13 protein-coding genes are annotated in these 13,935 nt (G+C 60.6%); 11 read left to right on the top strand and 2 right to left on the bottom strand.

What is annotated here, in order from left to right:
* Window positions 1–4 precede the first annotated feature (4 nt).
* Window positions 5–286, top strand: coding sequence for a YfcL family protein (locus L2I46_RS11020; protein WP_023290534.1), 282 nt, complete (start codon window positions 5–7; stop codon window positions 284–286).
* 159 nt (window positions 287–445) lie between these two features.
* Here L2I46_RS11020 and mnmC read toward each other — a convergent pair whose 3' ends face one another.
* Window positions 446–2,434: a bifunctional tRNA (5-methylaminomethyl-2-thiouridine)(34)-methyltransferase MnmD/FAD-dependent 5-carboxymethylaminomethyl-2-thiouridine(34) oxidoreductase MnmC gene (gene mnmC, locus L2I46_RS11015; RefSeq protein ID WP_085551332.1), complete on the bottom strand. Its 1,989-nt coding sequence runs from the start codon at window positions 2,432–2,434 to the stop codon at window positions 446–448.
* Window positions 2,435–2,592: 158 nt separating this feature from the next.
* On the opposite strand from mnmC, the gene fabB reads away from it, so the two are divergent.
* The gene (gene fabB / locus L2I46_RS11010; protein ID WP_002913291.1) at window positions 2,593–3,813 is read left to right on the top strand and encodes a beta-ketoacyl-ACP synthase I; all 1,221 of its coding nucleotides are present in this window, start codon (window positions 2,593–2,595) and stop codon (window positions 3,811–3,813) included.
* A 209-nt stretch (window positions 3,814–4,022) separates the two neighbouring features.
* Entirely contained in the window at window positions 4,023–5,198 is a 1,176-nt protein-coding gene (locus L2I46_RS11005) for an MFS transporter (RefSeq protein WP_072420956.1), read from the top strand.
* An 86-nt stretch (window positions 5,199–5,284) separates the two neighbouring features.
* Here L2I46_RS11005 and flk read toward each other — a convergent pair whose 3' ends face one another.
* Window positions 5,285–6,262, bottom strand: a complete 978-nt coding sequence (gene flk, locus L2I46_RS11000; RefSeq protein ID WP_085551270.1) for a flagella biosynthesis regulator Flk — start codon at window positions 6,260–6,262, stop codon at window positions 5,285–5,287.
* 110 nt (window positions 6,263–6,372) lie between these two features.
* Here flk and pdxB point away from each other — a divergent pair, with 110 nt between their 5' ends.
* The 8 genes from pdxB (at window position 6,373) to cvpA (ending at window position 13,927) form a co-directional block, all read left to right on the top strand.
* A complete protein-coding gene (gene pdxB, locus L2I46_RS10995) occupies window positions 6,373–7,509 on the top strand; it encodes a 4-phosphoerythronate dehydrogenase PdxB (RefSeq protein ID WP_032453607.1) in 1,137 nt (378 codons plus the stop codon).
* Between the two features lie 63 nt (window positions 7,510–7,572).
* The gene (locus L2I46_RS10990; RefSeq protein WP_023290529.1) at window positions 7,573–8,586 is read left to right on the top strand and encodes an aspartate-semialdehyde dehydrogenase; all 1,014 of its coding nucleotides are present in this window, start codon (window positions 7,573–7,575) and stop codon (window positions 8,584–8,586) included.
* On the top strand, window positions 8,586–9,398 hold the full coding sequence (gene truA / locus L2I46_RS10985) for a tRNA pseudouridine(38-40) synthase TruA (protein ID WP_032453605.1): 813 nt from the start codon (window positions 8,586–8,588) through the stop codon (window positions 9,396–9,398). The genes L2I46_RS10990 and truA overlap by 1 nt, the downstream gene beginning before the upstream one ends.
* A 26-nt stretch (window positions 9,399–9,424) precedes the next feature.
* On the top strand, window positions 9,425–10,084 hold the full coding sequence (locus L2I46_RS10980; RefSeq protein WP_002913221.1) for a DedA family protein: 660 nt from the start codon (window positions 9,425–9,427) through the stop codon (window positions 10,082–10,084).
* A 186-nt stretch (window positions 10,085–10,270) separates the two neighbouring features.
* Window positions 10,271–11,191, top strand: a complete 921-nt coding sequence (gene accD, locus L2I46_RS10975) for an acetyl-CoA carboxylase, carboxyltransferase subunit beta (RefSeq protein WP_004201773.1) — start codon at window positions 10,271–10,273, stop codon at window positions 11,189–11,191.
* A 75-nt stretch (window positions 11,192–11,266) separates the two neighbouring features.
* On the top strand, window positions 11,267–12,535 hold the full coding sequence (gene folC, locus L2I46_RS10970) for a bifunctional tetrahydrofolate synthase/dihydrofolate synthase (protein WP_049013210.1): 1,269 nt from the start codon (window positions 11,267–11,269) through the stop codon (window positions 12,533–12,535).
* Window positions 12,525–13,220 (top strand): cell division protein DedD, encoded by a 696-nt coding sequence (gene dedD, locus L2I46_RS10965; protein WP_023290524.1) that lies wholly within the window; start codon window positions 12,525–12,527, stop codon window positions 13,218–13,220. Before folC ends, dedD begins: the two co-directional genes overlap by 11 nt.
* Window positions 13,221–13,438: 218 nt before the next feature.
* Window positions 13,439–13,927 (top strand): colicin V production protein, encoded by a 489-nt coding sequence (gene cvpA, locus L2I46_RS10960; RefSeq protein WP_023290523.1) that lies wholly within the window; start codon window positions 13,439–13,441, stop codon window positions 13,925–13,927.
* The last annotated feature ends 8 nt before the right edge of the window (window positions 13,928–13,935 follow it).

Raw genomic sequence — 13,935 nt, 5'->3', positions numbered from 1 at the left:
GATGATGATCGCGGAGTTTGAATCACGCATTCTGGCGCTGATTGACAACATGGTAGACCACGCCAGTGATGATGAACTGTTTGCCGGCGGTTATCTGCGCGGCCACCTGACGCTGGCGGTGGCTGAGCTGGAAGGTGAGGGCGAACATTCAGCGGAAGCGGTACACAGCAAAGTCAGCCATAGCCTGGAGAAAGCCATCGGCGCTGGCGAACTGTCGCCGCCGGACCAAATTCTGGTGCAGGGCATGTGGGAAAACCTGTATCAGCAGGCGAAAAATCAGGCCTGATCCATGATGTAGGTCGGATAAGCGTAGCGCCATCCGACACGCTAACGGCGCAACCAGGATTTACCCTGTTTGCGCTGTGCTTCGCCGGGCTACCGTGTTGGTCGCCCGGATGAGGCCGGGAATGTCGTGCTTCCCAGGGATTTTTCTCCCCTTGCGCTGTTACTTCACCGCTTTTCCCTTCAGCAGTTTTCTCACCCATAGCCGATTCGGATTCAGCGCCGCCAGGGTGCCGCTATCCAGCGGCAGCGGTTCTGCGCTCATCTGCGCCGCCAGCAGCTCAGCGCTTAACGGCGCGGTGCAAATGCCTCGCGATCCGAGGGCGCCAAGCATAAACAGGTTATGAAAGACCGGCGCGCTACCGGCGTTATCCTGCCGTTCGTGGAGGCTGGCGTATTGCGTCAATGTCGCCGCATAGTCCGGCACGTTGCCGACCATCGGCAGATGATCGCGGGTGGCGCAGCGCACGCCGCAGCGGGCGTCACTGGCGCTAATATCCACGTCCTGCGGCCACTCCGCGCCCGGGAAGCAGTCGATCAGCCGTTGCCGGTTGTGCTGCTGATCTTCTTCGCTGAAGGTGGTGTCGGTTTTGCCGCGATGGTAGCTGGCGCCAATGCAGTGCTGCTGATTTTGCGGATTCTGCGGCGTCAGGTAGCCGTCGTAGCACAGCACCTGGCGCAGGGCGGAAAGCCGTGGGGTGGTGGGTATATGGCTGACCTGGCCGCCAACGGGGTAGACCGGCAACGGCGCGGTTTGCGCAAAATCCGATATGCGGTGGCCGTTGGCCAGCACGACCGCCTGATGATAGCGCTGCTGGTTGAGCAGCCAGCCATCGCCCTCCGCGCTCAACGTCTCGACCTGATAACCATAATGCACGTGCAGTCCGCGAGTCGCCGCCAGCGCCAGCAGCTCGGCGGTGAGCTGCTGCGGGCACAGCCAACCGCCGGCTGGATAGGTTATGCCGCCGCAGCCGGTCTCGACGCCGGTCAGCTCCTCGGCCTGCTCCGCCGTCACCGCGCAGGCGATATCAGGGGGCAGCTCCAGATCCAGCATCTGATTGATTTTGTGTGCGCTTTTTTCATCCCAGCCAAGCTGGGTGACCCCGCACCATTGATGATCGAACAGCACCGGCAGCGCGTCGTAGGTGCGGCGGGCGAAGGTAAAGGCGGCCGGGAAAAAGCGCGCCAGCGCCGGATCGTGCTGGCTTAACAGCGGGTAGAGCGCGCCCTGGCGATTACCGGAGGCGCCCTGCGCCGGGGCGTCGTCCGCACAGTAAATGGTCACCTGCCAGCCGCGACGCAGCAGCGCCAGGGAGAGCAGGGCGCTGGCGATACCGCCGCCGACGATGGCCGCCTCGCGGGCCTCGCTCCCGGGGCGGGCGAACCAGGGCGCGCGCCCCGGAAAGGTCAGCGTTTGCGCCATCTCGCCGGTCAGCATCTCCCGTTTGCGGCCGAAGCCTTTGGTTTTACGCAGGGTAAACCCGGCTTCCTGCAGGCCGCGGCGGACAAAACCGGCGGAGGTAAAGGTGGCCAGCGTCCCGCCGGGACGCGCCAGGCGCGCCATGGCATTGAACAGATCCTGGGTCCACATGTCGGGATTTTTCGCCGGGGCAAAGCCGTCGAGAAACCAGGCGTCCACCTGCTGATTCAGCGAATCATCCAGCTCTCTGGTCAGCTCGTTGATATCGCCAAACCACAGATCGAGCGTGACCCGTCCGCCGTCGAGCAGCAGACGATGGCATCCGGCGAAGGCCGAAGGCCACTGCGCCTGCAGCTGTTCCGCCCATGGGGCCAGCTCTGGCCAGCGCTGGTGCGCCAGGCGGAGATCTTCCGCCTTCAGCGGATATTTCTCAAAACTGATGAAATGTAACCTTTGCAGGGTAACGTCCGGGTTATCGCGAACAAAAACGTCAAACGCCTGCCAGAGGGTGAGGAAATTGAGCCCGGTGCCGAAGCCGCTCTCCGCGACGATCAACAGCGGGCGAGGGTGGCTGGAGAAGCGCTCCGGCAGATGATTTCCGCCGAGAAAGACGTAGCGTGTCTCTTCCAGACCGTTGTCATTGGAAAAGTAAACATCGTCAAAATCTCGGGAAACAGGTGTACCCTCAGCATTGAATTCCAGGTTGGCGGGTTGTATAGCGTTTTGTTTCACGTAAGTTACTCGAATCACAAGGCGTAGCGCGATCTTAGCGATGTGTGCCTGAGGGCGCAAATTTATACACAAAATGTCTGATCGGACTTGTTCGGCGTACAAGTGTACGCTATCGTGCGACACGAAACTTAAAATAGTGCGACTTACAGAGGTATTTAATGAAACGTGCAGTGATTACTGGCTTGGGCATCGTTTCCAGCATCGGTAATAACCAGCAGGAAGTCCTGGCATCTCTGCGTGAAGGACGTTCAGGGATCACTTTCTCTCAGGAGCTGAAAGATTCAGGGATGCGCAGCCACGTATGGGGCAACGTCAAACTGGATACCACTGGCCTCATTGACCGCAAAGTAGTGCGCTTCATGAGCGACGCCTCCATCTATGCTTACCTGTCCATGGAACAGGCCGTTGCCGACGCAGGTCTGGCGCCGGAAGCATACCAGAATAACCCGCGTGTCGGCCTGATCGCAGGCTCCGGCGGCGGCTCCCCGAAATTCCAGGTCTTCGGCGCCGATGCCATGCGCAGCCCGCGTGGTCTGAAAGCCGTGGGTCCGTATGTGGTCACCAAAGCGATGGCTTCCGGCGTTTCCGCCTGCCTCGCCACGCCGTTTAAAATCCACGGCGTTAACTACTCCATCAGCTCCGCCTGCGCCACTTCCGCACACTGCATCGGTAACGCGGTAGAGCAGATCCAGCTGGGCAAACAGGATATCGTCTTTGCCGGCGGCGGCGAAGAGCTGTGCTGGGAAATGGCCTGCGAGTTCGACGCCATGGGCGCGCTGTCCACCAAATACAACGACACGCCGGAAAAAGCCTCCCGCACCTATGACGCCAACCGTGACGGCTTCGTTATCGCCGGCGGCGGCGGTATGGTCGTGGTGGAAGAGCTGGAACACGCCCTGGCGCGTGGCGCGCACATCTATGCGGAAATCGTCGGTTACGGCGCAACCTCCGATGGCGCAGACATGGTAGCCCCATCCGGTGAAGGCGCAGTGCGCTGCATGCAGATGGCGATGCACGGCGTTGATACCCCGATCGACTACCTGAACTCCCACGGTACTTCCACGCCGGTCGGCGACGTGAAAGAGCTGGGCGCGATCCGCGAAGTGTTCGGCGACAACAGCCCGGCTATCTCGGCGACCAAAGCAATGACCGGTCACTCGCTGGGCGCTGCTGGCGTGCAGGAAGCTATCTACTCCCTGCTGATGCTGGAGCACGGCTTTATCGCGCCGAGCATCAACGTCGAAGAGCTGGACGAGCAGGCTGCCGGCCTGAACATCGTCACCAAACCGACTGACGCTAAGCTGACCACCGTGATGTCCAACAGCTTCGGTTTTGGCGGCACCAACGCCACGCTGGTGATGCGTAAATACAACGCCTAATCGGCACGCGATGCACTGAGGGGAGCCACCGGCTCCCCTTTTTTGTCATCTTGACAGGGTAAGAGCCCGCAGGCACACTGCTGGCGGATCCATTAGTCTCTCCACTAATGCGTAAGCGTTTAACGTCAACCAACGCGCCTTAACCCTGATAGTCAGGTGGAGGGGGCGTGTCGCTTTGCTCGCCTTACTCTGCGAATCTGGAGTAATGCATGTCCGCAGTCACTGAAACAACATCTCATTCATCCGCGAATTTGTCGCTTTTTCGCATTACGCTCGCCGTCTTTTTGACCTATATGACCGTCGGTTTGCCGCTGCCGGTGATCCCGCTGTTTGTCCATCAGGAGCTGGGATTGGGTAACACCATGGTCGGCGTAGCGGTGGGGATCCAGTTCCTCGCCACCGTTCTTACCCGCGGCTACGCCGGGCGCCTGGCAGACCAGTACGGCGCCAAACGCTCCGTCCTGCAAGGGATGCTGGCCTGCGCCCTGGCCGGCGCGGCCTGGCTGGCCGCTGCGCTGCTGCCGCTGCCGGTGTTCGCGAAGCTGGGCCTGTTGCTGCTGGGCCGCCTGATCCTCGGGTTTGGCGAAAGCCAGCTGCTGACCGGCAACCTGAGCTGGGGGATGGGGCTGGTGGGGCCGGCCCGCTCAGGCAAAGTGATGTCATGGAACGGCATGGCGATGTACGGCTCGCTGGCGGTGGGCGCCCCGCTGGGATTGTTAATTTACAGCCACTTTGGCGTGGCGGTCCTGGCCTGCGTCACCATGGGACTACCGCTTGTCGCCTTGCTCATCAACGGCACGGTGCGCAAAGTGGCGGCGCACGGCGGTGAGCGGCCTTCACTGTGGAGCGTCATCGGCATGATCTGGCGGCCGGGTATTGGCCTGGGCCTGCAGGGCGTCGGTTTTGCGGTGATCGGCACCTTCGTTTCTCTCTATTTTGCCAGCCAGAACTGGCCGATGGCCGGATTTACCCTGACGGCGTTTGGCGGCGCCTTTGTGCTGATGCGGGTGCTGTTTGGCTGGATGCCGGATCGGTTTGGCGGCGTTAAAGTGGCGATGGTCTCGCTGCTGATAGAGGCGGTCGGTCTGACGCTGCTGGGGCTGGCGCCCGGCGTCTGGGTGGCGCTGGCCGGCGCGGCGCTGACCGGATGCGGCTGTTCGCTTATTTTCCCCTCGCTTGGCGTGGAGGTGGTGAAGCGCGTCCCGGCGCAGGTGCGCGGCACTGCGCTCGGCGGCTATGCGGCCTTTCAGGATATCTCTTATGGCCTGACCGGGCCGCTGACCGGTCTGCTGGCCACTTCGCTGGGCTACTCGTCGGTATTCCTTGCCGGCGCCCTCTGCGCGGCGCTGGGGATCCTCGTCACCCTCATCTCATTTCGCCGCTAGGTTGTTGTCAGACCAGAAACCGCCGTAGTAAACACTGCGGCGTTTGGCATCAAAGGGTGCCGTGAACGCCGCCAGTGCCTGCTGGGCTACAGCAGGAGCCACAGCACCAGGAGCAGGACAACCGCGCCCAGCGCCAGCTGCCAAGGCTTAGCGGCCCATGTCCGCCGGGTCGCGGGCTCCTCCTGCGGGATCGCCAGCGTCTCCTGGGCGCGGGCTACCCGCAGCACAAACACCTTATTCAGCAGCGCCAGGATCTGCGCCGGGCTCAGCGTGGTCTGCGGCGTGACCTGCCAGTTGCGACGGGCAAAGTCGACAATCTTCTGCCACTCCGCGGCCTCCAGCGGCTGCTTGAGCGCCCCCTGCAGCGAGGTAAGCGTGGGCGCGCTTTGCGCGCTGAGCGTCTGCCGCGCCTGCAGCCAGTACGAAAGCGGCGTGAAGTGCGTCGCCGGGATCAGCTCCCCGGACTTGACGCCGCAAAGTTCCAGCATGGACTGCCAAATCAGTTTGCTCGGTTCGCCGGTGGCGGCCGCCAGCTTAGTCACCAGCTGATTGAGCGTGTTGTGCTCGGCCGGCAGCAGTGGACGAAGGGTCGGCGGGCGCTGCTGCGGCTGCGGGATCGACAGCTGACCACGCTGCAGCAGATGCAGAATGTTCTCCAGTTGCGACTGGCTGAGGGCATGCAGCGCCGTTTGCCCATAATGCTGACGAATATAATCGCTCACCGCCTGGCGGTTATTGCCCTGGCCGAGCAGATCGCTGAGCTGCGCCAGGGTCTGGCGATGATGATGATTGTCCTGCGCGGCGGTCAGACGCTGGTTGAGACTGGCCTCGGCGGCGCTGAAATGGCGGGCCAGCAGGGGCGTGTCGCCTTTCAGTCCGAGGTCATGTTTGACGCAGGCCCACACTTCCGCATTCTGCTGCGAGGTCAGCGCCACCAGGCGCGTGATCAGTCGCTCCAGGACGGTGCGTTGCTGCATGGAAAGCGAAGGTTCGCCGGTGGCGGCAGTGCCTGATGGGCCTCGCCCTGGAGGACGGTCTGGCATATCTGCAAGGGGGTGCGTCATGATTCATCCTTTCGATATCGCGGTGCTGGAACCAGGTGATGAGTATGCCTGGCGGCCAGATTATGGCACACTTCCCCGGTTAACTCTCGTTCTCAGACAGGTACTGAACTGTGAAAATCCTCGTTGATGAAAATATGCCCTATGCCCGTGAGCTTTTTAGCCGTTTAGGCGACGTGCAGGCGATCCCGGGCCGCCCGGTCCCGGCCGATGCCCTGACCGATGCGGATGCCTTAATGGTGCGCTCGGTCACCCGGGTCAATGAAGCATTGCTTGCCGGCAAGGCCATCAGGTTCGTCGGCACCGCGACCGCAGGCACCGATCATGTCGATCAGGCGTGGCTGCAGCAGGCGGGGATTGGTTTCTCCGCGGCGCCAGGCTGTAACGCCATTGCGGTGGTGGAGTATGTCTTTTCATCGCTGCTGATGCTGGCCGAACGTGACGGCTTCGCACTGCGCGATCGCACCGTCGGGATTGTCGGCGTCGGTAACGTCGGCGGGCGACTGCAAAAGCGTCTGGAGGCGCTGGGCATCAAAACTCTGCTCTGCGATCCGCCGCGCGCTGACCGCGGCGACGAAGGCGACTTCCGCTCCCTTGACGATCTGGTCCAGCAGGCCGATGTCCTCACCTTCCATACCCCGCTGTATAAAGAAGGACAATATAAAACGTTGCATCTGGCGGATGAGGCGCTGATTAGCCGCCTGAAGCCCGGAACGATTTTGATCAACGCCTGCCGCGGGCCGGTGGTGGATAACGCCGCGTTGCTGAAACGCCTGGAAGCCGGTCAGTCCCTGAGCGTGGTGCTGGACGTTTGGGAGCCGGAGCCGGATCTCAACATAGCGCTTCTCAAGCGGGTGGATATCGGCACGGCGCATATCGCCGGCTACACCCTTGAAGGGAAGGCGCGCGGGACGACGCAGGTATTCGAAGCCTATAGCGCCTTTATCGGTCATCCGCAGCAGGTGGCGCTGGATACCCTGCTGCCGGCCCCGGAGTTTGGCCGCATCACCCTGCATGGCCCGCTCGATCAGCCGACGCTGAAAAGACTGGTTCATTTGGTGTATGATGTGCGCCGCGATGATGCGCCGCTGCGGAAGGTGGCGGGCGTCGCCGGTGAATTCGACAAGCTGCGTAAAAATTATCAGGAACGTCGCGAATGGTCTTCGCTGTACGTGCAGTGCAGCGATGAGCAGGCGGCGACGCTGTTGCGCCAGCTCGGTTTTAACGCCGTGCATCATCCTGTTCGTTAATGTCTTCTTAATGCCCCTGCCGGATACTCCGGCAGGGCCGCTTTATTTCTGGAGTAAACCACCATGTCTGAAGGCTGGAATATTGCCGTACTGGGCGCAACGGGCGCCGTAGGCGAAGCCCTGCTCGAAACTCTCGCTGAACGCCAGTTCCCGGTGGGGGAGATTTTTGCTCTGGCGCGCAATGAAAGCGCGGGCGAACATCTGCGTTTTGGTGGCAAGTCGGTGATCGTCAAGGACGCCGCCGAGTTTGACTGGACCCAGGCCCAGCTGGCTTTCTTTGCCGCAGGCGTCGAAGCCAGCGCAGCGTATGTCGAAGATGCGACAAACGCCGGATGTCTGGTTATCGATCTCAGCGGCCTGTTTGCGCTGGAGCCGGACGTACCGCTGGTGGTGCCGGACGTGAACCCGTTCGTGTTAGGCGATTACCGCAACCGCAATCTGATTGCGGTGCCCAATAGTCTGACCAGCCAGCTGCTGACGGCGCTGAAGCCGCTTATCGATCAGGGTGGACTGTCGCGCATTAGCGTCACTAACCTGCTCTCCGCCTCAGGGCAGGGGAAAAAAGCGGTGGATGCGCTGGCAGGGCAGAGCGCCAAGCTGCTGAACGGCATCCCCATCGATGAAGACGATTTCTTTGGCCGCCAGCTGGCCTTCAACATGCTGCCGCTGCTGCCGGATCGTGAAGGTAGCGTGCGCGAAGAGCGCCGTATCGTCGATGAAGCGCGCAAAATTCTTCAGGATGACGGGCTGATGATCTCCGCCAGCGTCGTCCAGTCGCCGGTCTTCTACGGCCATGCGCAGATGGTGAACTTTGAAGCGATGCGTCCGCTGGCGGCGGAAGAGGCGCGTGACGCCTTTACCCGCGGCGAGGAGATCGAACTTTCTGAAGAGGGCGAATTCCCCACTCAGGTTGGCGACGCTTCCGGCAACGCCCGTCTCTCCATCGGCTGCGTGCATAATGATTACGGTATGCCGGAGCAAGTCCAGTTCTGGTCGGTGGCGGATAACGTCCGCTTCGGCGGCGCGCTGATGGCGGTGAAGATCGCCGAGAAGCTGATTGAGGAGTACCTGTACTGATGTCTGAGATGGAGCAACAGCCGGTCTGTAAAATCGCGCTGGGCATCGAGTACGACGGTAGCAAATATTACGGCTGGCAGCGGCAAAACGAAGTACGCAGCGTGCAGGAGAAGCTGGAAAAGGCGCTCTCGCAGGTGGCGAACGAACCCATTACCGTCTTTTGCGCCGGCCGCACCGACGCCGGTGTCCATGGCACCGGCCAGGTGGTGCATTTCGAAACCCGGGCGCAGCGTAAAGATGCCGCCTGGACGCTGGGGGTAAATGCGAATTTACCTGGTGACATCGCGGTGCGTTGGGTCAAACATGTCCCGGCGGATTTTCACGCCCGGTTCAGCGCCACGGCGCGCCGCTATCGTTACGTCATCTATAATCATCGCCTGCGTCCGGCGGTATTAAGTCAGGGCGTCACGCATTTTCACCAGCCGCTCGACGCCGCGCGCATGCAGCGTGCCGCACAGTGTCTGCTGGGGGAGAATGACTTTACCTCGTTTCGCGCGGTGCAGTGCCAGTCGCGTACCCCGTGGCGCAACGTGATGCATATTAACGTTACCCGCTACGGCGCTTATGTGGTGGTGGATATCAAAGCGAATGCCTTTGTACATCATATGGTCAGGAATATTGTGGGCAGCCTGATGGAAATCGGGGCCGGAAACCAGCCGGAGAGCTGGATGGCAGAACTGCTGGCAGCAAAAGACAGGACGCTCGCTGCGGCAACGGCAAAAGCGGAAGGGTTGTATCTGGTGTCGGTGGATTACCCGGCCCATTATGATTTACCGGTGCTGCCAATGGGCCCGCTGTTTCTGGCGGACTAATAGGGTCATTAAGGGTAAAGACAAACATGGACTTGATTCACTTTTTAATTGATTTCATCCTGCATATTGATGTGCACCTGGCCGAGCTGGTCGCCCAGTATGGCGTCTGGGTTTATGCCATTCTGTTTTTGATTCTGTTCTGCGAAACCGGGCTGGTGGTAACGCCGTTCCTGCCGGGGGATTCCCTGCTGTTCGTCGCGGGCGCGCTCTCGGCCCTGCCCACCAACGATCTGAATGTCCACCTGATGGTATTGCTGATGGTCATCGCGGCTATCGTCGGCGATGCGGTCAACTACACCATTGGCCGGCTGTTCGGCGAAAAGCTGTTCAGCAACCCGAACTCGAAGATTTTCCGTCGCAGCTATCTGGATAAAACCCATAGCTTCTACGAACGTCACGGCGGAAAAACCATTATCCTGGCGCGCTTTGTGCCGATAGTCCGAACCTTCGCGCCGTTTGTGGCGGGAATGGGGCATATGTCCTATCGTCATTTTGCGGCCTATAACGTCGTCGGGGCGCTGCTGTGGGTGCTGCTGTTCACCTACGCCGGCTATCTGTTTGGCGATCTGCCGGTGGTGCAGGAGAACCTGAAGCTGCTGATCGTGGCGATCATCGTGCTTTCCGTCCTGCCGGGCGTGATTGAGATTATTCGCCATAAGCGGGCGGCGGCGAAGCAGGCGAAGTAGTTTAGCCTGCGTTGCGCGTGACGGTGCACGAGCGTCACGCGCAGCGGTTTGACCACTTTTTTATCCCATGTTCCGGGATGATATGATTTAATGTGCAACATTCATGGTCTGTAAGAGGCAAAAATGGCATTATGCGCCCCTTACGACAAAACTGGCATCGACCAGGTTCAGGCAGAAAGGTTATCAATGAGCTGGATTGAACGAATTAAAAGCAACATCACTCCCACCCGCAAGGCGAGCATTCCTGAGGGTGTATGGACCAAGTGCGACAGCTGCGGTCAGGTACTCTACCGCGCCGAGCTGGAGCGCAACCTGGAGGTTTGTCCTAAGTGCGATCACCATATGCGCATGTCGGCGCGTAATCGCCTGCATAGCCTGTTGGATGAAGGTTCCCTGGTGGAACTGGGTAGCGAACTTGAGCCAAAAGATGTGCTGAAGTTCCGCGATTCAAAAAAATACAAAGACCGCCTGGCGTCCGCTCAAAAAGAGACGGGCGAAAAAGACGCGCTGGTGGTGATGAAAGGTACGCTCTACGCGATGCCGGTGGTGGCCGCGGCCTTTGAATTCTCCTTTATGGGGGGATCGATGGGTTCCGTCGTTGGCGCACGCTTTGTGCGCGCGGTGGAGCAGGCGCTGGAAGATAACTGCCCGCTGATCTGCTTCTCCGCCTCCGGTGGCGCCCGTATGCAGGAAGCGCTGATGTCGCTGATGCAGATGGCGAAAACCTCCGCGGCGCTGGCAAAAATGCAGGAGCGCGGATTACCGTACATCTCTGTGCTGACCGACCCGACCATGGGCGGCGTATCGGCGAGCTTTGCGATGCTGGGCGACCTGAACATTGCCGAGCCGAAAGCGCTGATCGGCTTTGCCGGTCCTCGCGTCATTGAGCAGACCGTACGTGAGAAGCTGCCGCCGGGATTCCAGCGCAGTGAGTTCCTGATTGAAAAAGGGGCGATCGATATGATCGTTCGCCGTCCGGAAATGCGTCTCAAGCTGGCCAGTATTCTGGCGAAGCTGATGAACCTGCCGGCGCCGGTTGCCGCTTCGGAAACGCCTCATGAAGGCGTGGTGGTGCCGCCGGCACCGGATCAGGAACCCGAGGCCTGATAAAGCAGAGGGCAGGGCCTGGCGGCGCTGCCCTTTTTTATTCAAACGCGTTAACCGTCAATTCTTGCGGGCATCATGGAAAAAGATCCTATTCCTCAGGCCACGTCGCCCCTGGCTACGTGGCTTTCTTATCTGGAACATCTGCACAGTAAAACCATCGACCTGGGGCTGGCGCGCGTCAGCGAGGTCGCGCGGCAGATGGATATCGTCAAACCGGCGCCGTTCGTCTTTACGGTCGCGGGCACCAATGGCAAAGGCACCACCTGCCGCACGCTGGAAACGGTCCTGATGGCGGCCGGCTATAAAGTGGGTGTTTACAGCTCTCCGCATCTGGTGCGCTACACCGAACGCGTGCGCATTCAGGGCGCGGAACTGCCGGAGGCAGCGCATACGGCCTCGTTTGCGGAGATTGAAGCGGCGCGGGGCGACATCTCGCTGACCTATTTTGAGTACGGCACGCTCTCTGCGCTATGGTTGTTTAAGCAGGCGCAGCTGGATGTGGTGATCCTGGAGGTGGGCCTCGGCGGCCGTCTCGACGCCACCAATATCGTGGATGCCGACGTCGCCGTGGTCACCAGCATCGCCCTCGATCATACCGACTGGCTGGGACCGGATCGCGACAGTATCGGCCGGGAGAAAGCCGGTATCTTCCGTGCCGGTAAACCGGCGGTGGTAGGGGAGCCGGATATGCCGCACACCATTGCTGAAGTGGCGCGCGAGAAGGGTGCGCTGCTCCAGCGCCGCGGCGTCGACTGGCGCTATGAGGTGGAAGGCGAGACATGGTCCTTCCGCGACGCGGGCGGGGCGTTAAGCCGCCTGCCTCTGCCTCAGGTGCCGTTGCCGAATGCCGCCACGGCCGTGGCGGCGCTGCGCGCCAGCGGCCTTGCCGTGGATGACGCTATCCTGCGCGCGGGGATCCGCGACGCGATGCTGCCGGGACGCTTTCAGATAATCAGCGACGCCCCGCGGGTGATCCTCGATGTGGCGCATAACCCGCACGCGGCGGCTTATCTCGCCGGGCGTCTCAAAACGTTAGCGAAAACGGGACGCGTGCTGGCGGTTATTGGTATGCTGCATGATAAGGACATCGCCGGTACGCTGGCCAATCTGACGCCGGAAGTTGACGTCTGGTACTGCGCGCCGCTGGAGGGTCCGCGCGGGGCGACGGCGGAGCAACTGGTGGAACATTTGCGTGGCGGCACAGTCTATAGCAGCGTGGCGCAGGCATGGCGCGCGGCCATGGCTGACGCTAAAGCGGAAGATACAGTGCTGGTGTGTGGTTCATTTCACACGGTAGCGCAGGTAATGGAAGAGATTGACGCGGGGAGAATCGGTGGCGAGTAAGTTTCAGAACCGTTTAGTCGGGACAATCGTGCTGGTGGCGCTGGGGGTGATTATCCTGCCAGGGCTGCTGGACGGGCAGAAAAAGCATTATCAGGATGAGTTTGCCGCGATCCCGCTGGTGCCGAAACCCGGCGATCGCGATGAACCGGATATGCTGCCGGCGGCGACTCAGGCGCTGCCTTCGCAGCCGCCGGAAGGGGCGGCGGAGGAGGTGCGGGCTGGCGATGCCGCTGCGCCATCGTTAGATCCGTCGCGTATCCCGGTGAACAGCAACAGCTTCGATGACGTTCAGGAGCCGGTGGTTGCCGCGAAACCGCAGCCTAAACCCCAGCCGAAGCCGCAGCCGAAGCCGCAACAGCAGGCTGCGACGCCTACCCCTCCGCCGGCTAAGCCTCAGCAGCAGCAACCACCGCAGCAGCAGGCGGCCCTGCCGGCGCCGACCGGCAAGGCCTATGTGGTCCAGTTGGGCGCGTTGAAGAACGCCGATAAGGTGAACGAGATCGTCGGTAAGCTACGGGCATCGGGCTTCAAAGTCTATACGTCGCCTTCGACGCCGGTACAGGGTAAAATTACCCGTATCCTCGTCGGCCCGGATGCGTCAAAAGACAAGCTGAAGGGCCAGTTGGGCGATCTGCAACAGATCTCCGGGCTCAGCGGGGTGGTGATGGGCTTCACCCCGAACTGATGGTTTTTTTCCGCCATGCGGAGAGAACGCGGCGGGGCTAAACGCCCCGCAAACCCTGTCTCAGCCGCCCTGAAGAGGCGAAAGGCAGTCTGGCGTTGAATGTTTTTTCAGCGCCATTTTTATTTCTGTAGGGCAAGGAAATCCCTACGCAAACGTTTTCTTTTTCTGTTAGAATGCGCCCCGAACTGGACGACAGGGCGTAAAATCGTGGGACGTATATGGTCTGGATTGATTACGCCATTATGGCGGTGCTGGGTCTTTCTTGCCTGGTCAGCCTGATCCGCGGCTTCGTTCGCGAAGCTTTATCGTTAGTCACGTGGGGTTGCGCGTTTTATGTCGCCAGCCACTACTACGCTGACCTGTCTGTCTGGTTTACGGGCTTTGAGGATGAACGGGTTCGAAATGGGATTGCTATTGCGGCGCTGTTTATCGTGACGCTCATCGTTGGCGCTATCGTGAACTATGTGATAGGCCAACTGGTGGAGAAAACCGGTTTGTCAGGTACCGACAGGGTATTGGGGATCTGCTTCGGCGCGCTACGTGGGGTGCTGATCATCGCCGCTATCCTGTTCTTCCTTGACACCTTTACCGGGATGGCGAAGAGCGATGACTGGCAGCAGTCGCAGTTTATTCCCTATTTTACCCCCGTCATCAGATGGTTTTTTGAATACCTGCAAAGCTCGTCAAGTTTCTTGCCTAAAGTATAGACTTTGGG

The sequence above is a fragment of the Klebsiella sp. 2019SCSN059 genome (assembly GCF_021739525.1).
Classification (GTDB): domain Bacteria; phylum Pseudomonadota; class Gammaproteobacteria; order Enterobacterales; family Enterobacteriaceae; genus Klebsiella; species Klebsiella quasipneumoniae.
This window is presented reverse-complemented; position numbering and strand designations above follow the sequence as displayed.